This window comes from Neobacillus sp. C211 (genome assembly GCF_051842875.1).
Lineage (GTDB): Bacteria > Bacillota > Bacilli > Bacillales > Cytobacillaceae > Neobacillus.
Genome location: NZ_JBPXRO010000039.1, coordinates 20,668 through 46,365, shown reverse-complemented (window position 1 = coordinate 46,365; position 25,698 = coordinate 20,668). Strand labels below are relative to the sequence as shown.

Genomic DNA, 25,698 nt, shown 5'->3' with positions numbered 1-25,698 from the left:
TACATTTCTTCACAAACTTATTGATAAGCCTATCCCTAAAATAACAAACGCATCAAATTAATTGACTCGATGCGTTTGTAACTGAATAGTCGTCTGCTTTTTTTGCGAAGTCGAGACCGTTTGTATTACTATTCATCATTTTGGTCACTTTAACATGTAAATCAGTCCACGAAAATGAGCGAGTTCTTGGTCATCAAACCCTTCACCAATTATTTTTAAATTATTTAGCTCTTCTTGAGAATAATCACGTGTCTGGCTAAAGTCTAAGCTGTCAAATTTGATAAAAACATCTTTGAAGTCGTAATTAGGGCTTTTTTGACGAAAAGTTTTATTGACAAGTGACGCTAATTAGTAATACTATATACCAGTAGTCAGTAATACTTAATATCAGTAACACAAAATACCCGTGTTACAGAGTACTGAAAAAATATAAGTAAAATATAAATGGAGGTAAAGAATGGAAAACATCACGGAAATGCTGAAAGGGGTGCTTGAAGGTTGTGTGCTTGAAATCATCAGCCGTGGCGAAACTTATGGCTATGAAATCACGCAACAGCTGCGAGAACTTGGCTTCACTGATGTGGTTGAAGGCACAGTTTATACGATTACCATGCGGCTTGAGAAAAACAATCTGGTGGACATCGAGAAAAAGCCATCCACTATGGGACCGCCGAGAAAATTTTACACACTCAACGCAGCAGGTCAAGTCCAGCGTGAGATTTTTTGGAAAAAATGGGATTTTATCTCAAGTAAAATTAACGAACTTAAGACTAAAATAAAATCAAAAGGAGAGAAGTAAAATGAATATTTTTGAAAAAATTATCGGAAGTCTGGATGACAAGCGGGAATGGAGGGAAATGGAGGCACGTGCGAAGGCACTTCCAAGTGAGTACCGCAATGCTTACAAAGCTATCCAAAAATATATGTGGACTGCTGGTGGTGGTCCCACCGACTGGAAGGACAGCAGCCGTATCTTTGTCGGCATTCTCGACCTCTTCGAGGAAGGAGCAGCGGAAGGCAAGAAAGTCACTGACCTTACGGGCGAGGACGTGGCTGCTTTCTGCGACGACTTGGTGAAGGATGAGCAAACTTGGAAGGACAAATATCGCAAGAAGTTGAATGATACGATTGGTCGTGGCTAACGGTGAATTCCAAGTGGAGTGTCACCTAGCATCGACATTAACCACGCAAACCGTCACTGGGGGCGACTTGGCTTCCTTTCCGAAGAACTAGTGGCTACCGCTAAAACCTATGTCGCCAAGTATCGTGAAGATTTGAATCAGCGTATCATGATGCGATGGAAAAAAGTAAATTCAATAGATAATTTCGACTGAATAGCTGGTTACGGAAATGTGTCACCTTCACTATTCAGTTATATTTTTAAACTGGTAGTAAGTAATACAGAATATCAGTCAGACAGATTAGTGAAGTATAGCCAATCTAGCGCATTGCTGCGCTTATTATAAGGAGGAAAAAAGTATGAGCAATGCAGCGATTTCTGTAAAAGGGTTAAAAAAATCCTTTAAAAATAAGGAAGTCTTAAAGGGGGTGGATTTTGAGGTGCGGCGTGGCGAAATTTTCGCCCTGCTGGGCTCAAATGGAGCGGGCAAGACGACGACGGTCAACATCCTCTCGACGCTGATGAAGCCCGATGGCGGCGAAGTCGGTATTTGCGGCTTTGACGTCCAGCGTCAACCGGATCATGTTCGCCAGAGCATCAGCCTGACAGGACAGTTCGCAGCTTTAGACGGTATGCTCACAGGAAGGGAAAACCTGATGATGATCGCCAAGTTGCGAGGAGTTTCCAATCCCGCTCAAGTCGCTGACAATCAGCTTGCAAGATTCAGCCTGACCGATGCGGCCAACCGCCGGGCGGATAAGTATTCCGGCGGGATGAAGCGCCGGCTTGACATCGCCATGAGCCTGATTGGGACGCCAGAAGTCATTTTTCTCGACGAACCGACGACAGGGCTTGACCCCGAAGCGCGGATTGAAGTCTGGGATACCGTCAAAGAGCTTGCCGGCGGAGGCACGACCATCTTGCTGACGACCCAGTATCTGGAGGAAGCCGAACAGCTGGCTGACCATATCGCCATCCTGCATGGCGGGAAAATCATCACAACCGGTACCCTTAAAGAACTCAAAGAGATGTTCCCGCCAACGAAAGTGGAGTATATCGAGAAGCAGCCAACATTGGAGGAAATTTTCCTCGCGATCATCGGCAAAAAGGAGGATATGTAAATGAAAAGCAAAACAGGGGTAATATTAGGACGATTAATGCGCAACATCATGCGCAGCCCGGATACGATTATTACGGTGGCGATTACACCGATTATGATGATGCTGCTGTTTGTCTACGTATTTGGCGGCGCCATAGAGACAGGTACGGACAACTACGTCAATTATTTATTGCCGGGAATCTTGCTGATGGCTATCGCTTCCGGCGTCGCTTACACTTCCTTGCGGCTGTTTAACGATGTAAAGAGCGGATTGATGGCGCGTTTCATTACCATGCCCATCAAGCGCTCATCGGTATTGTGGGCTCACGTGTTGACTTCGCTTGTTTCCAATGCGCTTACTGTCGTGGTAGTTATCCTCATCGCGCTCTTGATGGGCTTCCGTTCCAGTGCTGGTATCCTGGATTGGCTCGCAGTAGCTGGGATACTCGGGCTGTTTACGCTGGCGCTGACATGGCTGGCGGTCATTCCCGGATTGACAGCGGGGTCTATGGAAGGGGCGACAGCCTACTCGTATCCGCTGATTTTCCTGCCGTTTATCAGTTCGGCCTTTGTCCCTACCGAAACCATGCCTAAAATTGTCCGTGCGTTCGCTGAGAACCAGCCCGTGACTTCAATCGTGAATGCGATTCGAGCCCTCTTGTATGAAGGGTCTGTTGGCAACGATATCTGGATCGCGCTTGCCTGGTGCGTCGGTATCATGGTCATCGCTTACTTCATCGCCAGTAAAGCATTTAAACGACAGTTAGGGTAAGTACACCATTAAGGGATTAGCCCCTATCAATAGTCAGCCCCTACGATGAATGCATTTGCTACACATGGAAGGCTACTTAAATGCGGTGCAACCATCGATGAAATCATGGAAACCCTCAAAATATGGTGTGGTTGGAGGCGCATTGATCACTTATACAACTCGGGGTTGCCAGGATGCATTAGAAGAATTTACAGCGGGTAGTGCTCTTTCGCAGGAGGAGAAATTAAAAGAATAAAGCCCATAGATAAAATTGACAGTAAAGAGTAGATTCCGAAGCAAAATCGCTTTAGAAATCAACGTTATTAACTTAAGGAACTATGGATTACATTTCAGTTGGAATGTAATTCATAGTTTTTTCAATTGAAGGAAGAAATTTTAAGGTAACATGAAAAGAGAGAATTTTTCTCCCTTAAATCGGGTAATAAGTTGTTTTATTCCGTCTTATCCAATGAAATGATATCCTTGGCAAAAGGGTAGTTGGGAATGTAAATGAGTTATGAGAGAATATAAAAATCTCTGTTTCTAAATGAACAAACGGAACAGTATTTCTGAAATAAAAGTTAAGTATGTGAAGAAATGTATTAAAGTAACGGGTGCGATTGTTTAATAAGAACATTCGCTTTTCTTGTTCAGCAACGGGAGTTGAGTTGAAGAAGGAATAGACGAGTTTGCATCTTTTATTGGCAGTAACATTAACCTAAAAAGGTTTCTTAAGAACATATTTAAACAAATGTGGCAGCTTATTAAAATCAAACGATCCCTGTAAGTGCAAGTCAGGAGGAGGGTATTTATATGTCTTTAAGTGCGTGTGAGTTATTAACTTCACTTCAGGTCCATAAGAAATCCGATATGTCATTCGGTCCTTCCCTACTCGAACATGGTGTCCGCTATCGTCAGGCACGATTTCAAATGTAATCTCCAATATTAAGCCACGGAAGCCATTTACTCTTCTTGTTTCAATCACTTCAATTAACCATGGAGAGACTTGAGGTGAAAAATCCTTTAAAATCTTCGGATAATAATACTTATTCAAATCTTCTCTGATATAAGGAGTAAGCAAATTCATAAGCATATCCTGTAAACGAAGTTCTTCGGAATCTTGAGTTGGTTTATCTGCGGAAGCTGTTGTTGTTTGAAAAGAAGTAATAGTAAGAAAGGATAGTATAAAAGCGATTAGCATCTTTTTCATTCTTTTTAATACACCTCTTTTCAACTATTTAATTTATTATTACCTTTTTTGAATAGGGTATGTGCTTATTGAACGGGTACGTTACCTTAGAAACCAATCTGTTGCTTCGGCAGCCTTCTTTTGTTGTTCCATTAACGAGCAGGTTAGTTGAAGTGAAAGATGACTCCTTACGTTCCATTTGAACCAGATTCGTATTAAGAGAAAAAAAGACCTCTATACAGGAGGTCTCAGACTGTCGACAAATCCGAAAAACCTGGGTTTGCCGGCAGTCTTTTTTATGTCTTTATTAATTTGTTTGTTGATTTGCGCTCCAGGCGCTTCGCTTTCCGCGGGCGTAGCGGGGAGCCTCCTCGGCGCTTAAGCGGAGGCCACTGAAAAACTTGCGTTTTTTAAAATTTACAGGCTAGATTTGTATGAAAATAGGCAACTTCTGTTTAATTTAAACAAGAAGTTGCCTATTTCTTTGTCTATTCTTTACCCTTTTTAATTTAGAAGCGTGAGTATCCGCTTAAGGTTGACAACGAATATCGCTGTTGCCCCTTGGATTTGCATCCCAAATAGACCCGAGGATGAGGCCGTATCATACCCGTGTCTGTGTTTCAATTCACTATTTTTCGCTTCAATTTTATAGCGTGATTTGGCTAGTTCTTTAAATTCTTTAGTATTTTGAAATTCTTCTTGATCTGTATGTTCTGTTGATTTGACAGTCACAGAATATGTTTTACTTTTCGCTCCTTCTTTATAACATCCCTCACTTAAAGGACAAGCTTTACATTTTTCAATATCAAAATGGTACTTAATTCTAGGATTTTTATCTTGGCCTTTTCTTTCCTCATACTTTTTTCGGATGGCCATATGCCCTGCCTTACAGACATACATCCCTGCATCTTTATTAAATTCAAACTCTTCTTCTTTTGTCCGTCTACCATGTGTAATATGTGGATGTAATTTAGAAACAAGTGCAAGTTTATTTTCTTTAGTATAGACAATATTGTCTTTTTCAGAGTAAGCTGTGTCCCCAATGACGGTGTCAATTTCCATTCCTGTTTCTCGGCTTTTTTCAATTAAATCCCGCAGGTATTTTCCATCACTTTTTTCACCTGTTGTCACAACTGCCGCTGTAATAATTCGTTCATCATTCATAGCTAGATGTGTTTTAAATCCAAAGAAAGAAGAATCCGCTGATTTATGTCCGATACGCGCATCGGGATCAGTTGAATAGCTCAGCTGTTCCGTGTAATCCACAACTACTTCTTTTAGTACATTTAATTTTTCTTTGACGGCAGGAATAGCAGCGATTTGTGGTTCAGTTTCGACAACAGAAATGATTTGACGACAATAATCCAATTCATCCGTTACTTCGTTAGAAGTTGTTTTCGGTGGGAATTTTTCCTTTATAGATTCGTTTATTTGATAAACGGCTTTTCGCACATTTTTGGATTTTTTCCTGTAAAAATTCTTTCGGTGATTTTTGGTTATAACGCGCTTTTGTATGTGTGGCATCAACGATAATCGTTTTACTTTTAATGATTTCTTTTTCCAGAGCAATCTCAACTGTTTTTCCAATGAGCATATCTAATAAACCCACATCTTTAAGACGAAGCTTACGGAATTTCGTTAGGGAACTTGGATTAATCACGGAATCTTCTGGTGCCATATCCAGGAAATATTTAAAGGACATATCATATTTAGAACGTTCTTTCACATCTACATCTGATAAATCATAAATAGATTTAAGTAATAAATACTTGAACATTTGAATGGGAGATATGGCATTACGACCGTTATCGAGACAATATTTCGTTTTTAATTCTTCAAGAATGAATGAAAAGTCCACTAGTTCATTGATTTGGCGAAGCATATTATTTTTTGGCACAACGATATCATATATCGCCATGAATGGGCTGAGATTTAGCGTTTCTTGTTTTGAAATCATTTCGATACCACCTACATACATTAATAACTTAAGTATAAAACAAAAAGCGTTCAATATTTCGATTAAATCGAAATATTAAACGCTCTATTATAAAAATTGGGCTTTTTCAGTGGCCTCCTTTAATGCACGGGGGGACTTGCTAATTTTTGATAATCTTTTAGGATTTCTTATTAAACACTCACTTTACGTTCACTCAGTAATGGTTAATAGAGTCAAAACTTTTCCTAATCGAGGATTATAGACGGATTGTTCATAAACACTTTCATTTTCCTTGGCATCCTTAAACCAGCAAGATGCAGGCACTTCACCTTCTCTAATCTCCTCCACCACACTTGGGTTATTAAAAAAACTCGCTGCCTTACTCCGCTCGTCCACATTTTCAACTGAAATTAGATTACGGCTCCCTGGAAAACTTTTAATAATTTTAGAATGCTGCGACTGGACAACAGCATATTTTTCATCTGCAAAATCGACTAATCTATTTAAAAGTACGAACAAAGACACATTATACTTTTTATCAGCAAGTTCTTTTAATGTTTCAATTGTAGCATCTTTTTCAATAAAATCGGTTGTTAGTTCTTTGGTTGGCATTAGAATGTTGAAAGCAAATTGATTCGCTTCCATTCCTTCTACTTCTTCGACTAATAGGGTGGAGTGGCCAAACAGCAATTCGTCTCGATCCTTTTTCTTAACCTCTTCATGATCGTATTTTCTAGAAATATAGCTTGATTTTAAATGCCATGGGAGAATGTAATGTCCAATTAACGCGGCTAACGTAAATTTTTTTCTAGTCTCAATTGTAATTTTCCGATCCAATAGGATGATCGGGTGGTCCACTTGAATCAGAATTCCCTCACCCTCGTCTAAATTATCTTCAAATACCTTTATACCTAATCCTTTTGCGAAACCGTAGATATCTATAGGTAAACGATGATCTAATTTTTCTTCGAGATAATATTTAGCGTATTCTGAGGGTGTTTCAAAAAGAGTATCGATTTTTACTTTTCTGCCCGTTGCTAAAAAAGCAGCATACTCAACTAATTTTTCCTTATCCTGCTGCGACAGTGAATTCACAATTCGAAGGATCACTCGGTCAGAATGTTCAAGGGGCTCTTGAGTTTTTTCTTTGGTTAAACCAGAAAGTAAATATTCAGTGGATACCTTCAAGGCAAAGGATAATTTCCTCAAAACTTCAAAGGAAGGCCGCCTTGCACCAGACTCATATTGGCTAATTGCTGGCGGTTTAAGGCCAACTTGATCCGCCAGTTCAGCCTGGGACATATTTAATTCTTTTCTTCTATTTTTTATTCGTTCATTAATTGAGTTGGGCATTTCCTAGACCCTTTCTTAACCGTTTGTTATGTCAATAATAACATATAGAAATGTTTATTGACAACGTTGTTAACATGAGTTATCTTAAGGTTAACATATTGTTATTGTCGTTATCACACTTAGTAAAGTGGATAACCCACGCTAATAACTCTATACTGCTAAACTATTGAGGAGGAATAGAAATGTATTTTAAAAAATATGAGAATAGCCTGAGAAAGCTGCCATTAAAAGGGATCTACGAAAGAGGGGATTTACTTACGGATGAGTTTCTGTATGCGAAGGAAGGAAAAGTAGAAGTTTACTGGGCTCCTTTTGAATTTATAAACAAGGATGCGAAAGTCATCATTCTAGGAATTACTCCTGGTTGGACTCAAATGGAGCTGGCCTTTAATTACGTACGTCACCATATTGATGAAGAGGATTATGAACACCTAATTTCTAACGCTAAGAATCATGCTAGCTTTGGCGGGACCACCATGAGAAGAAACCTCATTGATATGCTCGATGGGATCGAGTTACATAAATTTTTAAATATTACTAGCTGTGAACAGCTATTTAATGACAAGGATTCTTTATTACATACTACTTCGGTCCTGAGATACCCTGTGTTTATTGATGGTGAAAATTATAGTGGCAGCAGCCCAAAGATTTTTAGTCAAGAAATTTTCTTGAAAATGATTGATGAATTATTAGTCCCAGAACTAAATCAAGTAAAAAATGCTGTTATAATCCCTACAGGTAAGGTAGTCTCTGATGTTCTTAGATATCTAGTTGACGAGGGGAAAATCTCCCATGAATTGATTCTTTTTAATTTCCCGCATCCGTCTGGGGCTAACGGTCATCGTAGAGAGCAGTATGAAAATAATAAAAATACCTTTAAAGAGATGTTAATAGCAGCTGGAAAAAGGGGCCAATTTCAGGAGACTATCAATCAGTTAAAACCATCCGAGGACCAAATGACTGAATTAATTAAGCACTTAAAAATAATTGGTGCTGAGTTAAAAAGAGGGAATGACCTAAAGGAAAGAGACTCCTATTATGAAAAAAGATTGTTACATCTTGCCGATGAGATTGAACCATACGATCACAAAATTGCCTTAGTAATTGAACATCTGTTGAAATAAGGACAGAAGGGAGAAGGTACCATGGGGAAATATAGAAGTTCAATCGTTATCGTTATTGCGACTATTGTCTTGGGGATTGGATACTATGTATCTACTAGTTTAGTAGGATCAAAGGAAGCGGTTAAACACGTTGAAAAAAACGAAGAAAAGGAGGTCATTGAAACATGGACCCCTACTGATGAAGCTTCGGAAGCGGATGAAGTAATTGAAACGCAAGTGGAAACAGAATTTCCAGAAGGTATCACTGAAGCTGAAGTTCAAGACGCTATCCATTCCATGAGTCATTCTAAGGTATATGCTTCGGAGAAATGGAGTGATCTAGAACCAACTCAAGAAAGAATTGATCAATTACTTGATGCGGTTAAACGAGATCAGAACGGTTTAGATCACAGTGATCTATACATAGGCATCTTAGAGAAATGGCATGTGGGTGATTTTAGTGAAGCTGTTTCAGACCATAATAAAATTTGGGAGCTTCAAGGAGGTTCAGTTGGAGAAGCAACCAGATTGCTTACTAAAGAAGAGGAGGCTGAGTATCGAAAAGAGCGCTTTAACGAGTTTTAAGATGTTTTAGACTTGGATATCACTTTGTTGTACCAAGCATTTCTCATTCAATTGAAATAAGACATTCACTTGTAAAATAAAAAAAGCTTGTAGAAACAGTCCAAATGGAAATGTTGATTTGAAATACTATAACTCATAACCGTTTTGGACTTTCAAAGGTCTCGCAAACTTAAATATTATGAGCGTTTTCGATAAGATGCTTTATATTTTGAAGCTGAAAAGCTCCATATATTCTATTTTTGGATGTAAGTTCATTTATAAAAAACTGTTGTAACTGCTCTTTATTCGTAATCCGTTTTACTATGCTGTTTATCCATGTTGTAATATCTTGATTTTGTAAATAATTTGATGGATGACGGCTGTCTGTTTAACCTGGCTCATTGGGTTTTCATAAGTCTGGTAAACCAGTAAAAGGTGCGAAGGTAAGCGCAGATTTGGATATGTAAGGGATGAGTCATGGAGGTATTTCTATGAAAATGCTAGAAACCGGGAATAGTGTGTATGTTGGACAAGATAAATTTGAAATGGAAGGGGATTAACTGCTACCATTAAAATAGATTACAACAGAGAAAAATGCAACGGAGAAAAAGATTTTCGATTGTTTACACTGCACAATAGTTTTCGTAAAATCATTAAATGTGGCAGGTTCTAACAATAAATTAACAAAAGTAATATTCATCACCCTGATTGCATTTGTTATAATAGTGTCAAGAAGGGGGTGCTTAACATTGGAGAATCCTTCGAGATTGTCTGGTACTTCTGCCACTCATGCAAAGCCTAATATGGAAAAGGCGATACTTTGCATGGGGCAAAACTAAATTAAATACTTATCGCCTATTTCATCTCTTGGCTTTGCACCTTATTTAATCATTAAAAAATAAGGGGCTGGCAGTCATGAAATATGTAAATGCAAGCAACATTTTACCTGAGAAACTTATTAGAGAAATTCAAAAATATGTACAGGGGGAAACTATTTATATCCCTAAGCCGGAAACGACTTATCGAAAATGGGGTAGCCTTAGCGGTGGAAGAAAGCTCCTTGATCAGCGCAATTCCAATATAAAAAGCGCCTTTACTAGCGGCACAAGTATTCAGGAATTAGCGCATGAATATTTCCTTTCAATAGAAACAATCAAAAAAATAGTGTATTCAAAGCACGGATGATTTCTCCGTGCTTTTTTATGTTAAGAACATTTCTAAGTTGAATTTTACATTTTCCCAGCTAGAGTTATTATTTAAAATAAATCTAAGGATGGTGAAAGTATGACCGAAAAATATATAAAGAACGCTGACTTTAATTTTATTCATAATCAGGTAGCCCTGATTAAAGATAGCTACAAAAAAAATGCGTCCCCAAATGTAATTCAGGCCGTTAAGGATATAGCAAACTTGAAAATAATGGCACTCTTTCAAAATGCAATGGATGAGCAAAAGGAAATGTTAGATCTTTCTACACTTAAAACCGACCAGGAATATAACAAATACATTCAGCAGCTTCATGTCTATTTGCTACCATTTCCAAAGATCTCTGAAGCACAAATGAAAAAGATGTTTCCCAAAAATAAAAAATTAAAACTCCCTGACTTAGACAAAATGAATCTACATCATCTTACATATTTAAGCTGGGTGGATATCAGCACTAATAAGAAGTTTATTGTGTTTGAATTAGAGGAGAAAATGGTTGGAATTGAATGCAAATATACATTGCTAAATAAGGATAATATCTGTTCCTTCTGTAATCGATTTGGCCAGGTTGCCTATATCTCCACTGTTACAAAAGAAAAAAAGGCTAAAAATCCTGATTACTATAAAGCGATTGGAAACTATATTTGCTTTGATAGCACAGAATGTAACAAGAACATTACCAATGTCGATTATTTAACCACTTTCCTTAAAGAATCGTTGGGAGAAAAAACTGTCCTGTAAGAAATATGGGACAGTTCTTTATTTTCCTTCATTTTTTAGTTTCTCGACAGCAGCTACTTCTGAAATCGTATCGACGAAACCAAGTACCTGAAAGTTATCATTCATTACGTCTGTTGGTGAAGTAGTAATACCTTCTGGAGTTATGATAATCCAATAATTCATTTTCCAACTCAACTCCTTTGAAATTTTATCCGGATCAGCTTTTACCAATTCATATGTATACATACTTGATTAATAAAAAAGATCTTAAACTAGTAATTTGTTCTATTACTAAAATTAAAGGAATAGGTATGGTTTTGTTGAATTTAATTAAAATGGTGTTTTAAATTCGGATAGGAGTTGATAAGATTGATTGATCAATTAGCTCATGCCCTAAGTTTGAGAGGGTTTTTAATTACAAAAATGGATGATCATATTTATTTTAGTAGAGGAAATCATGAAGAGGAACTAAGTGAATTAGGAAAGATATTTTTGGCAGGAAATACAAAAGCACCCGCAGACTGGTTCATCAAATGGATTATGCACAGATGAACAAATGGTTGAGAACTAAATATAAAAACTATATACATAGCCAGGTAGAGGTGAAAATCCATTGAATTTCTGGAAAGAAGCTGAGTGGTCTGAAATGCTATTTTCCTATTTAACCGCGGGCTGGTATGATTGGACCGTGTCTGAACATTTATATAAAAACAATACACACTGCTGGTCCGTAACCGCAGGATATTACTCTCATTATATTTTAACAGGTGCGTTGCTGCAGCTCTATTTAGCCGACGAAGAAGGTTATAGAGACACAGGCACAGTCAGGGATATTTCTGAGTCACATGCAAAGCTTTGCAATTTTTTACGCGGAAGACTCGAACCCGATCTAAGGTAAAAATTAGTAGAATTTCTCGAAATGGTTACTAGCCAGCAAACAACTTTCTATGATAAGAAATTGCTTCAAATCGGTGATGCCCTCTATAATGCAAAAAAAGCACGGGAATCTCATACGTACCATGTGCTGGTTGTTTCTCATCAAACTCTAGCAAAAGTAACTAGCAATAGAGGCCAAACGATTAATGGAAGTAAAACGGTAGAGGATATTAATGGATACATATTAGAACTATCCGTTATTATTAATAAATTTGTTTTAGATTTAGTCCTCAAAGTTGTAATGAATCTAGATGAGTCTGTTAAACACTACCATTTAAGAAATTTGGAAGACACCCTTAGCATTTTAAGTAGTGATCAATAAGGTGGTATAAAGATGTCAATGTTTATTTATTTACTATTAGCCATAATCGGCGGGTCTTTAATAGGAACACAAGCCGGAATAAATGGTGTGTTGGGAAAAAGGATTGGAGTTATCGAGGGTAGTTTTGTTTCGTTTTTTATCGGTACAATCATTCTCTTATTACTTGCTATTTTTCTAGGTAAAGGAGATTTATTAAAAGTAACAACCGTTCCGAAATGGCAACTAATAGGTGGAGCACTTGGAGTTGGATATGTAACGATTATGGTAGCCGTAGTACCTAAAATTGGAGTGGCTTCAGCGATTACAGCTGTAATTGTTGGACAGTTATTTATAAGTGTGGCACTTGATCACTTTGGGATCTTCATCAAACAACCGATACCAATTGATTGGTACCGCATCACAGGTTTAGTCTTATTACTCATCTCGTTGTTTTTGATATTTAAGGGGAATAGTAAATGGTTTTGAGATAGAGAATTAAAGCTCGGTGAAAGAAAAACATGGGAAATAAACCCCTGAATCCAATCGCGGTGACTCAGGGATTATTTATTTGTTAATTAAATTTAGTCGCTTTGAAAAAGTCATTTTTCAGTTTTCCGTAAATAGACGTTAAGCAGCACTTAACGTCTATTTTTATGTTAGTGTGTGAAGAATTACTTCCCTACTAGTGATAATCTTTGATGTATAGTAGAGTAGAACTTAAAATTGCAGAACGAATAGTAACCGCTTTTTATATAGGAGGACATTTATGAAAAGATTGATTTTGTCGACAGAGAGTGGTGCGGATTTACCAGAGGAATTAGCTGAAAAACATAATGTTCAAGTGGTCCCGATGCACGTGATCATGGATGGGCAGGATTATTTAGATGGTACGTTACCTGTTACGGATATTTATGAGTATTACGAGCGGACAAAAACAATACCCTCTACAACGTCCACAAACTCGCATGAATATCTTGAATTTTTCACGAAGATAAAAGATGATTTTCCTGATTGCATCATCATACATATTGGTTATACGTCAAAGGCATCTTCTTCTTTCCAAAATGCGATCATCGCAGCGGAAGAATTGAATGATATCTATTTAATTGATGCTTTGAACGTTACAGGTGGATTAACTGCGATTGTGATGTATGCGGTTAACTTGTTAGAGAATGAACCCTTGATTGACCCGGTTCGCTTAGTAGAGAAGATTGAATCAAAGATTCCTAAATCAAGACTGGCTTTCGTTCCCGGCAGCTTAGAATTTTTAAGAGCAGGAGGACGTGTAAGTAATCTAGCATATCTAGGAGGGGCTTTGTTAAAAATAAAGCCGCGTATTGAACTAATTGATGGAAAACTTGTTTCAACAAAAAAATATCGTGGGAAAATGGAAGCTGTTTCAGAAAAACTCATCCGAGATTATTTAAATCAATATGACATTGATAGAGGACAACTTTATCTTATTTACTCTATCGGACTCGATGAAACGATCAAGCAGAGGATGGATGAAATCGTAAAAGAATCTGGTTTCAAAAATGTAAAGTGGATTCAAGCCGGTGCAATGATCTCTACTCATGCTGGACCTGGCGGCATCGGAATTGCAGGCTTAGAAGTGTTGGGATAGTGGGGACAGTTACACGGATTTAAATGTTCTTGAATTAGTAGGAAATCCTGTTGCTGTTAACCCAGAACCTCGTCTTTTAGAAGTAGCTAATCATTAGAAATGGTAAATAATTAAGTAACGAATAATTGGTATAATAGTAGGTGGATTATTTATTTCAAAAATATGGAGATACGGTACAAAATAGTGTCTAAATCGAATAGAAAAACAATCATTAGATTTTTACTGGAAGGAGCAACACAATGAAAAAGTTGATGATGAAAATGCTGTTCATTTTGAGTACATTAACACTTATTAATGGTTGTTCACAGAATAATACAAATAATAATAGTAATAAAATGGATAAACAAAAAGATATTAATACTAGCCAAACTAAAGATAACCAAAAGACAACTTTACCACCTAAGATAGATCCCATTCAAGAGCAATTAAAAAAGATGACTTTAAATGAGAAAATCGGGCAAATGATAATCGCAGGTTTTGATGGTACAACTGTTAACACAAATACACAAACCCTTATTAATAAATACAAGCTGGGCGGGTTAATCCTATATCAAACGAATGTTAAGGATGCTCCTCAATTAGTAAACTTAACAAATAATATTAAAGCTACAAACAGCAAGAATAAGATTCCATTATTTATATCCGTCGACCAAGAAGGTGGAAGGGTAAACCGAATGCCATCATCAATCAAAAACACACCCAGTGCAAGAATCATTGGAAATAAAAATGATGAAAAATACGCATTTAATATCGGTAAGGTAATCGCAACTGAATTGCAAGCTTTTGGATTTAACACAGATTTCGCTCCCGTTCTAGATATCCAAAGTAATCCTAATAATGCTGTTATTGGGGACCGTTCATTTGGATCAAATTCCAGTGTTGTTTCAAAACTGGGGGTTAGCATGATGAAAGGTATCGGTTCTGGGAAAATCATTCCGGTTGTAAAACATTTCCCTGGACACGGAGACACTTCCGTTGATTCTCATTTGGAACTACCATTAGTAAAGAACGATCTTACAAGACTAAAAAAGGTTGAATTAGTTCCTTTTAACAATGCTTTCAAAAATCACGCTGATATGGTGATGGTTGCTCACATATTAGTTCAAAAAATTGATCCTAATTATCCGGCATCTATGTCCAAAACCATTATTACAAATCTATTGCGTAATCAATATGGATTTGGGGGGGTTGTCATTTCAGATGATATGACAATGGGTGCTATTGTAAAGCACTACAAGTTGAAAGATGCAGCTGTAAGGGCTGTAAATGCGGGGAGCGACATTATTTTAGTTGGTCATGGAATGGAAAATGTGGCTACTGTCTACAACAGTATTTATTCAGCAGTGACAAATCATACTATTTCAGAAGATACTATAAATAAGAGTGTATACAGGATTTTAACTTTGAAACATAAATATCATATTAATAATAATAAAGTTTCACCTGTAGATGTAAATAATCTAAATTATCAACTAACAACAACTATTTCAAATACTACTACTACAACGAATATAGCAAAGAGTAAATTACTTTTAAATATAGCAACTAAAGCAAAGGATGGTTCGATACTAAACTCTGATTTTCATCTAAAAAGCACCACAATTGATGAAGTGAGAAAGATCTGGGGAAAAGAAGATAAATGTGATTATGTTGATACAGCTAAAGGCACTTATTGCACATATAGCCAAAAAAATATTGTTGTGGCTTATAATAAAGGGCAGCAATTGTTTGAGATTCGATCTTATGATCCGAGTTTAAAAACCTTAACCAAAGAGGATATAAAGAAATATTTTGGTTCTCCGAAATCAGATGTTAAAACAAGTAACAAGGAAGAAATTATCAGCTATACAGTTGGAACCCATACCTTAAAGTTTGTTTTTTCTACTAGGACTCAAATCTTGTCTCTTGATCATTACTCTATATATAACAACCCTAGCTAAAAATAATATGGCAAGTTAAATTAAATGTAATAAAACATTTTTTTGAAGTAAGGTAATTTTAGAAAAATTTAAAAAGGCAGCCCAGCACGCCAATGAATCGGTTTAAGTAACTCAAACCGCTAAACTCTAATCCTATTTAAGTTTAGCGGTTTTTCTTTTGTTATAACAATTCGAAAAAGTACAAAGTTGTTCCTTTTTTTGAATCCAATTAATTTCTTTATGGCACTATAATATTTATAAATAAGAAATAAACTTATATTTTATTGGGGTGACCATAATTGGAAATTGAAAATACGCAAAAAGTCACATTTAAGTTGGAGAATGGCAAAGGGAAGCTTGAAGTAAAAGGGGAAATGATCGGGGAAAGCCGAATCCCATTTTTTGATGACTTAAAGTTTAAAGGGGTAATTGCTTTACTTAATTCCATCGATAAACAAAACTTTAATGAATCAGGGAACTCTCAACTATTTGATCATTTTATCAGGGAAATAGAAGAGACAATCGATGAAATGAAAAAATATGACCAATTTCAGGGGAAACTTAGCTGATCCAAGTATTTTTATAATCATCTTAAAATAGAGCGGGGAAACCATTCATAATTAAAATTTTAATGTACAAAATATTCAAAAAATATTGACAACGGAGGGAAATCACGGTAAATTATGTATTAATAGTAAATATACTATAAGGTTATAAAGTTATAATATTATAAATTAGGTGTGATTTTATGAAAATAGATAAACATAATCATGTTCCTCTCTATCGTCAAGTGGAACTGGTATTAGAGGAAAAAATTAAATCCAAGCAGTGGGATATAGGTTATCAGCTTCCAACTGAACAGGAATTAGCTGATCTGTTTGATGTGAGTACCATTACGGTCAAACGGGCGGTCATTGAATTGGTAAACAAAGGGTATCTTTACCGGCAAAGAGGGAAAGGTACTTTTGTAGCGGGTTCCACGAATGAACAAGATATTAATGTGTTCTTCTCCAAAACAACAGAAGAAGAGGAACATCCGCATGAATTACTCGGTTTTTCGATTGAAAATGCGGAAAACGAGGTGGCAGAAAAACTAGAATTGCAGCCTGAAGCAAAAATCATTAAGATCAAGCGTTTAAAAATTGAGAAGGATGTTCCAGTTGCACTTGAGTACTCGTATCTGCCCTATGATCAATGTCCTGGCCTGACGCCAAATGATATAAATAATGAACTTATCTACAATATTCTGAGAAATAAGTTTCATATTTTGTTAGGAAGGGCTAGGCTATTAATTAAGCCGTATATTGCTTTAGGTGAAATGGCAGAATGGCTTCAGGTTGAACCAGGTACGCCTGTGTTTGAATGGGAGAGGTTTACGTATACCAAGCAGGGAAAGGTAATTGAATACTCCAAATTTTATGTACGCCATGATCAAGTTACCTATTATACTGAGATTCATTTTTAGATAAGAATAAAAATATAATATTATAACTTAATAGATTATAATATTATATTTTTTTGAAAGCGCTTATCTGAAAATTTAAAACATTACATCAATGATTACTAAAATAATTTAAAAGGAAAGGGAGGAAAGTCGAGTAGCTAAAGTATTGCCGCATATAAGAGATATCTATATTTGAGGAGGAGTAATGATGAAAAAAAGAAACGTGTCGTTAGCTCTATTAATTATTCTTGTTCTGGGTATTATTTCTGCGTGCAGCAGCCAAACGGGCAATTCGTCTGAAAAATCAGCAGGTGAAGGCGGAAAAACATTAGTATTTGCTGCCTATGGTGGAAGCTATGAAAAAAAGATGAAAGAGACACTTATTCCAAAGTTTGAAAAGGAATACGGTGTGAAAGTGAAGTATATTACTGGAAGTTCTGTTGATACACTGTCAAAACTTCAGGCACAAAAGGATAAGCCGCAAATCGATGTCGCTTTCATGGATGATGGACCGCAGGCTCAGGCAAAATCTTTTGGTTTACTAGCACCATTAGATGAGAGTATTGTGACAAACCTGAAAGATGTCTATGATATTGCCAAAGATAAGGACAAGATCGGAGTTGGTTTTGGAATTATTACGACGGGATTAGCTTATAACAAAGATACCTTTAAACAAAATGGCTGGGAGCCGGTTAAATCCTGGAATGACTTAGCAGATCCTAAGTTTAAAGATAAATTAGTTCTGCCATCCATTGCCAATACGTACGGAGTGCATATGCTTCTCATGTCAGCTATAGCAAACGGCGGAAGCGCGCAGGATATTGAACCTGGATTTGAAAAAATGAAGGAAATTGCTAAAAACGCAGTGACATTTGATAAAACCGCTGATGTTTCTAACTACTTCTTACAAGGTCAAACAGTTGCAAGTGCGTGGGGAAGCAGCCGCGTGTACACCCTGCAAGATACAGGATTCCCAATTGAGTATGTAATACCAGAGGAGGGTGCCCCTGCCCTTATGGCAACGGTTAGTGTGGTAAAAGGCGCTCCAAATGAAGAGCTGGCCCAAAAGTTTGTTAATTTTATTTTAAGTGAAGATACCCAAGTGGAATTTGCAAACGCTTTATTTGACGGTCCTGTCAATAAAAACGTGAAACTAGATGGGGATATTACCAAGAAAATCGTTTACGGTGAAGATGAAATTGCAAAGCTTGTTAAAGTAGATTGGGAGTATGTCAATACAAAGAGAGCTGAATGGACAGAGAGAGCAAATAAAGAAATTGAAGTGACCCACTAATGAAGGGGTGAAATGATGAGCTATTTATGCCTTGAAAACGTAGTAAAAACCTTTAATAAAACAGAAGTTGTAAAAAAGATGAACCTTGAAATCAAGCAGGGTGAGCTTGTTTCTTTCCTTGGGCCATCAGGCTGCGGAAAAACAACTACCTTAAATATGATTGCTGGGTTTCTAGATGTAGACGGCGGAAGAATCGTGGTGGACGGGAAGCCTGTTCACCTGCTTCCTCCTAATAAAAGAGAAATGGGCATGGTTTTTCAAAACTATGCTCTCTTTCCCCACATGACCGTATTTGATAATGTTGCCTATGGTTTAAAGCTTCGCAAGGTTAGTAAAAGCGAGATTCATACCCGTGTTACAGAAGCGCTTGAGATGGTCCGGCTGGCAGGCTATGAAAAACGCTATCCAAAGGAGCTGTCCGGTGGTCAGCAGCAGCGTGTTTCACTAGCAAGAGCACTCGTGATTAAGCCGAAAGTTTTGCTTCTTGATGAACCATTAAGCAATTTGGACGCCAAACTCCGTCAAGAAATGCGTGAAGAAATCGTGGATATTCAAAAAAAGGTTGGGATTACCACCATTTTTGTAACCCATGATCAGGAAGAGGCACTTGCGATTTCAGACAGAATAGCGGTTATGTATGAAGGCAGAATTGAACAGGTCGATACTCCAGTGGCCATTTACAACCACCCTCAGACTGATTTCGTCTCTAGGTTTATTGGCGAAGTAAACCAGATTCAAGGTCAGGTGCTCGAGGCACTGAGTGATAATCAATGCTTAGTGTCTTTGGACGGCTATGAGCAGGTTCTATCGGTTCACCAGCCGAAGGATTCGGTGATTGACTTTTATATTCGACCTGAAAAAATACAAATTTCGATAGAAAATAGTGAGGGTCTTCAGGTTAACGTGGAAAGGAAAATGTTTTTGGGTGCGAAAACCCGGTACATTTTAGTAAACAAGGAGAAACAATTCATTGCTGATATTTCCAATGTTGCGTTAAATCCTGATCTGGTTCAAGAGGGGAAACATGTATGTATTAAATGGAATCCTGAGGATTTATTAGCTACCAAAAAGTGAGGTGACTTGATCCAATGCAGGCTGAAACAGCGTATCAGGAAAAGGAACTGCTAATCAGGGAGAAAAAAAAGAATCTAACGAAAAAAAAGCTTGATTATTTGCTTTTATTACTTCCGACCCTTGGAATCTTTATTTTCTTCTTTTTGCTTCCATTGTTCTTCCTTTTTATCACAAGCTTTAAGACTTTTGACGCAGCAAGCGGGATTGGCCATGACTGGACGTTCCAGAATTATCTTAAATTTATTTCAGATAAATTTTATCTTGGGGTTGTATGGCGGACAGTAAAAATAGCCTTGATTACTACTCTGGCTGCGATTGTTATTTCGTTCCCAGTAGCCTATCAAATTGCAAAAGCAAAGGGAAGGATCAAAAATTATTTAACCCTTTTAGTTTTGTCACCACTGTTAATCAGCATGGTGATCCGGTGTTATGGCTGGGTCATTTTGTTATCGAATAATGGAGTGGTCAATCATACGTTAATGAATCTTGGGTTGATTGATAAACCGTTAACCTTGCTCTATACGGAGTTTAGCGTGGTCATAGGAATGGTGCACGTGTTATTCCCTTATATGGTGTTAAGTATTATGGGTTCGCTTGAAAGAATTGACCCTTCTGTGATTCGAGCTTCACAAAATCTAGGGGCCAGCTCGATTCGAACTTTTTTTTCAATCATTTTGCCCTTAACGCTTCCTGGAATATTTGCTGGTTCCGTTATGGTGTTCAGTTTAGGAGTAAGTTCCTTTGTCACTCCTGCGATTTTAGGGGGACCTCAGGTAAAAGTGATGTCGTTCCTTACATATGAACAGGTTGCGGTGATGCTGAATTGGCCTTATGGGTCGGCCATTGGGTTCCTATTAATCTTTATTGCCACTATTACTATTATTATTTATAGCAAATTGCTTACTAGTTCCAAAAAAGGGGTGGCCATTCAATGAGGAAGGCATTACCAAAATTCGGCTTAAATTTCTTTTGTCTGCTCGTTTACATCTTTTTGTCTGCCCCGATTGTCGTTGTTTTATTGTCTTCCTTGACAACCACTGAGTTTATCGTGTTTCCTCCCAAAGGGATCACGTTCAGGTGGTATGTCGAATTAATCAATCATCCTGAATTTATGCAGTCCTTTATGCTCAGTATTAGCGTTGCCTTTGGTACGGCAATCCTATCAACGATTATCGGAACGATGGCTTCTATTGCGGTTGTCAGATATCAATTTAGAGGGAAAACAGCCATCATGCAATTAGTTGGTTCACCTCTCTTGATCCCTTCCGTTGTATTTGGGGTAGCACTTTTGCAGTTTTTTTCCTGGATTGGTTTGGCAGCGAGCCCGGCAGCTTTAATTATTGGTCATATTATTCTAACCATCCCCTTTGTCATGCGATTGGTTGTTGCCAGTTTAGTAGGCTTCGACCGCACGATCGAGCAAGCGGCTATGAATCTAGGGGCGGGAAGCCTCAGGGTATTTTTTCAAATTACACTTCCAATCATTAAATCGGGTGTGATTGCAGGAGCTATTTTTGCATTCATTACTTCTTTCGACGACTTAACCGTTGCCCTATTTATTGTCAGTACCGATGTGGTAACGCTGCCAGTTCGGATTTATACCTATATGCAATATCAGTATGATCCTATCATCACCTCTGTTTCTAGTATCATGATTCTTTTAACAGTCGTATTAATGGTCGTTATCGAAAGAGTATTAGGCGTAGGAAAAGTATTTGAGTCGAAAAATTCATAAGAAGGTGTTTTTATGCACATTAAACATCATCCCGTATTAGGGGAACAGCTTCAAAAACAAGTAACAATCTTCTTTAAAGATGAACCGCTTGATGCCTATGAACACCAATCCGTTGCTTCAGCCTTGTTGGCCAATGATATAAAAAAATTGGGCGTGAGCAGGAATTTAATTCAGCCAAGAGGTATGTTTTGCTCGAGGGGCAGATGCTGCAGCTGCTATATGACGGTAAATGGAGAGGATCATGTACGAACATGCATAACGAAGGTCGAAGAAGGCATGAAGATTTATCCGAATGATGGAGATCCAGACGTAAGGAGTGAATGCCGTGGAGACTGATGTTCTTATTATTGGTGCTGGTCCCGCAGGTCTTACCGCTGCTTTTGAAACAGCATCAAGAGGCTTAGAGGTAACCATAGTAGAAGAATCTTTTTCAATGGGCGGACAATTAATTCAACAGACCCAAGTCCTTCATTCACTGCCTTCTTCCTATCAGCCTATGCGCGGGTTTGAGTTGGCCGATCTTTTAACGAAACAAGTTGAAGATTACTCGGTTCGTTGTTTGCTAGGTCATCGTGTGATTGGCTTTTACAAGGATGGAAGTGTTGGTCTTTCGGATGAGGTCAATGTATTTCCTCTTAAAGCGAAAAAAATCATCGTGGCTACGGGTGCGGCTGAAAATGCCCTTGCTTTTCCGAAATGGACGCTTCCGGGAGTCATGACCATAGGTGCAGCCCAAACCTTAATGAATCGGGATTTTGTGATACCTGGTAAACATGCCGTTATCGTAGGATCCAGTGACTTTGCGATGGATGTTGCCCTCCAGCTTACTGAGATCGGTGTACAGATTAAGGGGATTGTCGAAAAAAATCCAACTTTTACGGCACAGGATGAAGAAAAAGTGGAAGAGGTTCGGAAAAAGGGCATTCCAGTTTATGTCAATTCCTCCATCAAGGAAGCCAGGGGAATTGGTAAGGTAGAGGAAATTGATATCGAGAACGGAGAACAGATCCTTACAGTAAGCGTTGATGTCGTCTGTATTGATGGCGGCCGCTCGCCGATTCTCGATGTTTTTTACCAGCTTGGCTGTTCATTCAGTTTTCAAAAAGAACTAGGAGGCTGGATCCCGCAATACAACAAATCTTTACAAACAGACCGGGAAGATATTTTTTTAGCAGGGAACGCTGCCGGAATCAGTTCCCAGGGAGCTTTACTAGTGATAGGTATGATCGCAGGGGTTAGTGTTTGTGAATCCTTAGGTGCTATCAGTAAGCAAGAGGCCGATGTCGAGACCATGTCTCTATGGAAAGAACTCGAGATCCTGGAGACGAAGCTTTATCAGGAGACATGGAAAGCAAGAAATCAGCATATTGAAAACTTTGAACATCCCGTCCTTAAGGATCAATTTATCTCTTAGTTCGAAAAGATTAAGAGACGAGAAGGTGAATAAATTGGATAAAACCACGATTATTTGTCGATGTGAAGAAATCAGTTACGAAGAAATCGAGGAAGTTATTTCGAATGGCGCCAAGAGATTTGATGATATTAAAAGAATGACACGCTGCGGCATGGGCCCCTGCCAGTCAAAAATATGCAATAGCCTAGTGGCCACTATAATTCATGAGAAAACAGGCATACCTATTCATGAGATTCCACTGCCGCGTATGAGGATGCCGATAAGTCCAATTAAGCTTGAAACCCTCGCAACGAATAGTACCTCATTTTCCGCGGTGAAATCTGTTTTAGATGAGGTGGAGCTAGAGGATGGGAAGGTGAGATAAATGGAAGCTAGTTATGAAACGATCATTATCGGGGGAGGGGTCGTCGGAAGCAGCATCGCTTACCACCTTTCGGAACGAAAAAAGGAAGGAATTCTGGTACTGGATCAAAAATTCCCTCTGTCGGGAACTTCAGGTTCCACACAAGCGTGGGTATGGGTTCATAATAAAACACCTTCTTGGTATGCAGAGTTTAATATGTACAGTGCCGAACTTTATCCTTATTTATCAAAAAAAATTGGCGATGTAGAATATAAACGGACTGGCGGACTTTCCCCATTTTTTAATGAAGCCGATCGTGAAAAAGCGTTACGGCTTGCAGAGGCCTACAAAAAAATTGGCATCAAAATTAAGGTTTTATCCCGTGAAGAGGCCTTAGAAAAGGAACCATCGCTCAATCCGGAGGTTGCAGGGGCTACGTATAGTTCCATTGATGGCAACGTCAATCCTTTTCGGTTAGTCGATATGTATATGAGGGCGGCCAAGAAAAATGGAGTTCACTACTCTACTTATAATAAAGTAGCGGAAATTCAAAAGCTTCCTGGGAAATTCATTGTTGTCTCACAAAAGGGAACGTTCGTTTGTAAGAATCTTATACTTGCTGGTGGCACCTGGTCAAGAGAATTAGGAAAATTAGTAGATATCAACATTCCGGTCAACCAGTTAAGAGGCCAGATTCTTGTTACCGAACCCCTAAAACCATTTTTACATTATACCATCAGCGGTTTGAGACAGGCCTATAATGGTGAGGTATTAATCGGTTATTCAATGGAAGAAGAAGGTTTTAACAGAGCAACCACATTGGATGTCATTCAAGAAACGGCTAATATGGCTGTCCACTATGTTCCGCAATTAAGAAAAGCAAAGGTTGTTCGCGCTTTTTCAGGAATTCGAGCCATGCCGGAAGATGGTTTTCCCATTCTGGGGAATATCCCGGGTATTGAAAACCTTTTTGTGGCAGCAACGCATAGCGGCGTAACTCTATCGCCGCTAATAGGGACTCTTATGACTGAGTTAATTCTGGATGGGGAAACTTCAATTCCAATTGATCGCTATTCCATCAGCAGATTTGATTTGGCCATTAGATAAATTAGTGTCATTATGAACTTTGTTTTTTATCTATTTAAAATTTATCATACGGTTAAAGGAGGGATTTGTATGCCGCATTTAATTATTAGAGGAGTTTCAGTGGATCAGGTTAAAACGATTAGTACTTCGTTAGTACATGATTTGGCAGATTTATGTGCATGTGGAACGGACAATTTCACCTTAGAAATTGTCCATTCTACCTATGTATATGATGGCAATGAAGTTCCTTGCCATCCATTAATTGAAGTTAAATGGTTTGATCGCGGACAGGAAATTCAAGACCAATTTGCCAAAATTGTAACCAAACATATTCAAGCACTAGAATTTCCAGAAGTAGAAGTCGCTTTCAGTACATTTCAGGAGTCCGCTTATTATCTGAACGGAAAAAGTTTTTCCTCATCGTGACATAAAAGATTTTTACTTATTAGAAATAACCTTTAGTAAAAAAATGGCGTTCCTAAACTAATATCAGTTTGGGCACGCCATTTTTATCAAATGATTGAAATCAATTGGATCATCATTATATTTTTTTAAAACATTAACACCGGGTTCTTTGACAGAACAGGTGAAGCTGCCATCAAAACGGAAGTGGCTCGAAAGAAGATTGAACTAGAATACATTGTTTGAGAGGGAGTATCGCAATGAAATTTACTAGATTTACTAAAGGTTCGTCCGTTTACACAGGTGTGATGTCTGAAAACACGATACAAGAAATTAATGGAGATATTTTTGGTGATAATTGGGAGTATACAGGACAAATATTTTCTATAACTGATGTAACACTGCTGGCCCCCATAAAGCCAAACCAAATTATTGGAATTGGAACAAACTATGTTTCTAAACTTGAAGACCGACCTTCAGAGCTTCCAGAAATTCCTGTATTCTTCTTTAAACCAATATCCTCCGTTATTGGGCCTGAGGAAGATATCATCATTCCGGAAGGGATCGAAAAGGTGAAGTTCGAATCAGAGTTAGCTATTGTCATTGGTAAGGAAGCTAAAAATGTTTCTGAATCAGAAGTGTTGGATTACGTGTTCGGATACACGGTTGGAAACGATGTAACAGCTCCTCAATTTTTTCATCAGGACGGGCATTGGACCATTGGTAAGTCCTTTGATACCTTCACACCACTAGGGCCCGTTATTGAGACAGAATTAGATCCATTTGCTGTGAAGGTGGAAGCAAGACTGAATGGTGTGGAGAAGCAAAATAGTCCAACCGAGCTAATGATTATTCCGATCAGAAGAATGGTATCCTATCTGTCAAAAGTGATGACACTTCAGCCGGGGGATGTCATCCTGACTGGCAGTCCCGTTGGAGCAGAGTTTGTCGGTGCTGGAGATACAATTGAATGTAAAATTAAAGAGATTGGGACATTAAGCAATTCATTTGTATTGGCAAAAGAGAAAGTTAAATTTTAATCATACTAAATAAGTGAATAAGCATTAACGTAAACATTTTATGCT

Annotated in this window: 29 protein-coding genes and 4 pseudogenes; 29 read left to right on the top strand and 4 right to left on the bottom strand. The window is 38.0% G+C overall.

The window, feature by feature from the left end:
• The first annotated feature begins 457 nt into the window (after positions 1 to 457).
• From ACSU6B_RS25670 to ACSU6B_RS25645, 6 genes and pseudogenes are all read left to right on the top strand, one after another.
• On the top strand, positions 458 to 799 hold the full coding sequence (locus tag ACSU6B_RS25670; RefSeq protein WP_410889169.1) for a PadR family transcriptional regulator: 342 nt from the start codon (positions 458 to 460) through the stop codon (positions 797 to 799).
• A gap of 1 nt (position 800) precedes the next feature.
• Positions 801 to 1,142, top strand: coding sequence for a DUF1048 domain-containing protein (locus ACSU6B_RS25665; RefSeq protein ID WP_394138921.1), 342 nt, complete (start codon positions 801 to 803; stop codon positions 1,140 to 1,142).
• A 52-nt stretch (positions 1,143 to 1,194) separates the two neighbouring features.
• Positions 1,195 to 1,334: pseudogene (locus ACSU6B_RS25660) on the top strand (DUF1048 domain-containing protein); the annotation flags it as partial.
• Positions 1,335 to 1,479: 145 nt separating this feature from the next.
• Complete coding sequence (locus ACSU6B_RS25655; protein ID WP_410889168.1) at positions 1,480 to 2,241, top strand: ABC transporter ATP-binding protein; 762 nt, start codon at positions 1,480 to 1,482, stop codon at positions 2,239 to 2,241.
• Positions 2,242 to 2,991 (top strand): ABC transporter permease, encoded by a 750-nt coding sequence (locus ACSU6B_RS25650; protein ID WP_410889166.1) that lies wholly within the window; start codon positions 2,242 to 2,244, stop codon positions 2,989 to 2,991.
• 97 nt (positions 2,992 to 3,088) lie between these two features.
• Entirely contained in the window at positions 3,089 to 3,226 is a 138-nt protein-coding gene (locus ACSU6B_RS25645; protein ID WP_410889165.1) for a hypothetical protein, read from the top strand.
• Between the two features lie 543 nt (positions 3,227 to 3,769).
• Here the strand turns inward: ACSU6B_RS25645 and ACSU6B_RS25640 are convergent.
• From ACSU6B_RS25640 to ACSU6B_RS25630, 3 genes and pseudogenes are all read right to left on the bottom strand, one after another.
• Positions 3,770 to 4,180, bottom strand: a pseudogene (locus ACSU6B_RS25640) (DUF3888 domain-containing protein); the annotation flags it as partial.
• Positions 4,181 to 4,663: 483 nt separating this feature from the next.
• A pseudogene (locus tag ACSU6B_RS25635) lies at positions 4,664 to 6,116 on the bottom strand (IS1182 family transposase).
• 189 nt (positions 6,117 to 6,305) lie between these two features.
• Positions 6,306 to 7,448, bottom strand: coding sequence for a helix-turn-helix domain-containing protein (locus tag ACSU6B_RS25630; protein ID WP_410889163.1), 1,143 nt, complete (start codon positions 7,446 to 7,448; stop codon positions 6,306 to 6,308).
• Between the two features lie 182 nt (positions 7,449 to 7,630).
• Between ACSU6B_RS25630 and ACSU6B_RS25625 the strand changes: the two genes are divergently transcribed.
• From ACSU6B_RS25625 to ACSU6B_RS25610, 4 genes are all read left to right on the top strand, one after another.
• Positions 7,631 to 8,572: a hypothetical protein gene (locus tag ACSU6B_RS25625; protein WP_410889161.1), complete on the top strand. Its 942-nt coding sequence runs from the start codon at positions 7,631 to 7,633 to the stop codon at positions 8,570 to 8,572.
• A gap of 21 nt (positions 8,573 to 8,593) precedes the next feature.
• Complete coding sequence (locus ACSU6B_RS25620; protein ID WP_410889160.1) at positions 8,594 to 9,136, top strand: DUF6241 domain-containing protein; 543 nt, start codon at positions 8,594 to 8,596, stop codon at positions 9,134 to 9,136.
• 894 nt (positions 9,137 to 10,030) lie between these two features.
• The gene (locus tag ACSU6B_RS25615) at positions 10,031 to 10,300 is read left to right on the top strand and encodes a CD3324 family protein (RefSeq protein ID WP_214999404.1); all 270 of its coding nucleotides are present in this window, start codon (positions 10,031 to 10,033) and stop codon (positions 10,298 to 10,300) included.
• Between the two features lie 99 nt (positions 10,301 to 10,399).
• On the top strand, positions 10,400 to 11,062 hold the full coding sequence (locus ACSU6B_RS25610; RefSeq protein ID WP_410889158.1) for a FusB/FusC family EF-G-binding protein: 663 nt from the start codon (positions 10,400 to 10,402) through the stop codon (positions 11,060 to 11,062).
• An 18-nt stretch (positions 11,063 to 11,080) separates the two neighbouring features.
• Here ACSU6B_RS25610 and ACSU6B_RS25605 read toward each other — a convergent pair whose 3' ends face one another.
• Entirely contained in the window at positions 11,081 to 11,224 is a 144-nt protein-coding gene (locus tag ACSU6B_RS25605) for a hypothetical protein (protein WP_410889156.1), read from the bottom strand.
• Positions 11,225 to 11,410: 186 nt separating this feature from the next.
• Here ACSU6B_RS25605 and ACSU6B_RS25600 point away from each other — a divergent pair, with 186 nt between their 5' ends.
• From ACSU6B_RS25600 to ACSU6B_RS25510, 19 genes and pseudogenes are all read left to right on the top strand, one after another.
• Entirely contained in the window at positions 11,411 to 11,593 is a 183-nt protein-coding gene (locus tag ACSU6B_RS25600) for a hypothetical protein (protein ID WP_410889154.1), read from the top strand.
• A 61-nt stretch (positions 11,594 to 11,654) separates the two neighbouring features.
• Positions 11,655 to 11,939 carry a hypothetical protein gene (locus ACSU6B_RS25595; protein ID WP_410889152.1) on the top strand — a complete coding sequence of 95 codons (285 nt, stop codon included), beginning with the start codon at positions 11,655 to 11,657 and terminating at the stop codon, positions 11,937 to 11,939.
• A 21-nt stretch (positions 11,940 to 11,960) separates the two neighbouring features.
• Positions 11,961 to 12,299, top strand: coding sequence for a hypothetical protein (locus tag ACSU6B_RS25590; RefSeq protein WP_410889150.1), 339 nt, complete (start codon positions 11,961 to 11,963; stop codon positions 12,297 to 12,299).
• Between the two features lie 12 nt (positions 12,300 to 12,311).
• Positions 12,312 to 12,764 carry a DMT family transporter gene (locus tag ACSU6B_RS25585; protein WP_410889148.1) on the top strand — a complete coding sequence of 151 codons (453 nt, stop codon included), beginning with the start codon at positions 12,312 to 12,314 and terminating at the stop codon, positions 12,762 to 12,764.
• A gap of 280 nt (positions 12,765 to 13,044) precedes the next feature.
• On the top strand, positions 13,045 to 13,902 hold the full coding sequence (locus tag ACSU6B_RS25580; RefSeq protein WP_410889147.1) for a DegV family protein: 858 nt from the start codon (positions 13,045 to 13,047) through the stop codon (positions 13,900 to 13,902).
• A gap of 1 nt (position 13,903) precedes the next feature.
• Positions 13,904 to 13,999 (top strand): annotated as a pseudogene (locus ACSU6B_RS25575) (HAD-IB family hydrolase); the annotation flags it as partial.
• 142 nt (positions 14,000 to 14,141) lie between these two features.
• A complete protein-coding gene (gene nagZ, locus ACSU6B_RS25570) occupies positions 14,142 to 15,842 on the top strand; it encodes a beta-N-acetylhexosaminidase (RefSeq protein ID WP_410889145.1) in 1,701 nt (566 codons plus the stop codon).
• 278 nt (positions 15,843 to 16,120) lie between these two features.
• On the top strand, positions 16,121 to 16,390 hold the full coding sequence (locus tag ACSU6B_RS25565) for a hypothetical protein (RefSeq protein ID WP_410889143.1): 270 nt from the start codon (positions 16,121 to 16,123) through the stop codon (positions 16,388 to 16,390).
• Positions 16,391 to 16,569: 179 nt separating this feature from the next.
• Entirely contained in the window at positions 16,570 to 17,286 is a 717-nt protein-coding gene (locus tag ACSU6B_RS25560; RefSeq protein WP_410889142.1) for a GntR family transcriptional regulator, read from the top strand.
• A 184-nt stretch (positions 17,287 to 17,470) separates the two neighbouring features.
• Positions 17,471 to 18,559: an ABC transporter substrate-binding protein gene (locus tag ACSU6B_RS25555; protein WP_410889140.1), complete on the top strand. Its 1,089-nt coding sequence runs from the start codon at positions 17,471 to 17,473 to the stop codon at positions 18,557 to 18,559.
• 15 nt (positions 18,560 to 18,574) lie between these two features.
• Entirely contained in the window at positions 18,575 to 19,633 is a 1,059-nt protein-coding gene (locus ACSU6B_RS25550; protein WP_410889171.1) for an ABC transporter ATP-binding protein, read from the top strand.
• Positions 19,634 to 19,647: 14 nt separating this feature from the next.
• Positions 19,648 to 20,568: an ABC transporter permease gene (locus ACSU6B_RS25545; protein ID WP_410889139.1), complete on the top strand. Its 921-nt coding sequence runs from the start codon at positions 19,648 to 19,650 to the stop codon at positions 20,566 to 20,568.
• Positions 20,565 to 21,368, top strand: a complete 804-nt coding sequence (locus ACSU6B_RS25540; protein WP_410889137.1) for an ABC transporter permease — start codon at positions 20,565 to 20,567, stop codon at positions 21,366 to 21,368. Before ACSU6B_RS25545 ends, ACSU6B_RS25540 begins: the two co-directional genes overlap by 4 nt.
• A gap of 12 nt (positions 21,369 to 21,380) precedes the next feature.
• Complete coding sequence (locus ACSU6B_RS25535) at positions 21,381 to 21,704, top strand: (2Fe-2S)-binding protein (protein ID WP_410889135.1); 324 nt, start codon at positions 21,381 to 21,383, stop codon at positions 21,702 to 21,704.
• Positions 21,694 to 22,782 carry an NAD(P)/FAD-dependent oxidoreductase gene (locus tag ACSU6B_RS25530; protein WP_410889134.1) on the top strand — a complete coding sequence of 363 codons (1,089 nt, stop codon included), beginning with the start codon at positions 21,694 to 21,696 and terminating at the stop codon, positions 22,780 to 22,782. The genes ACSU6B_RS25535 and ACSU6B_RS25530 overlap by 11 nt, the downstream gene beginning before the upstream one ends.
• A gap of 34 nt (positions 22,783 to 22,816) precedes the next feature.
• Complete coding sequence (locus ACSU6B_RS25525; RefSeq protein ID WP_410889133.1) at positions 22,817 to 23,146, top strand: (2Fe-2S)-binding protein; 330 nt, start codon at positions 22,817 to 22,819, stop codon at positions 23,144 to 23,146.
• The gene (locus tag ACSU6B_RS25520) at positions 23,147 to 24,232 is read left to right on the top strand and encodes an NAD(P)/FAD-dependent oxidoreductase (RefSeq protein WP_410889131.1); all 1,086 of its coding nucleotides are present in this window, start codon (positions 23,147 to 23,149) and stop codon (positions 24,230 to 24,232) included.
• Positions 24,233 to 24,301: 69 nt separating this feature from the next.
• Positions 24,302 to 24,637, top strand: coding sequence for a DUF1904 family protein (locus ACSU6B_RS25515; protein WP_410889129.1), 336 nt, complete (start codon positions 24,302 to 24,304; stop codon positions 24,635 to 24,637).
• A 236-nt stretch (positions 24,638 to 24,873) separates the two neighbouring features.
• Positions 24,874 to 25,653 (top strand): fumarylacetoacetate hydrolase family protein, encoded by a 780-nt coding sequence (locus tag ACSU6B_RS25510; protein ID WP_410889127.1) that lies wholly within the window; start codon positions 24,874 to 24,876, stop codon positions 25,651 to 25,653.
• The last annotated feature ends 45 nt before the right edge of the window (positions 25,654 to 25,698 follow it).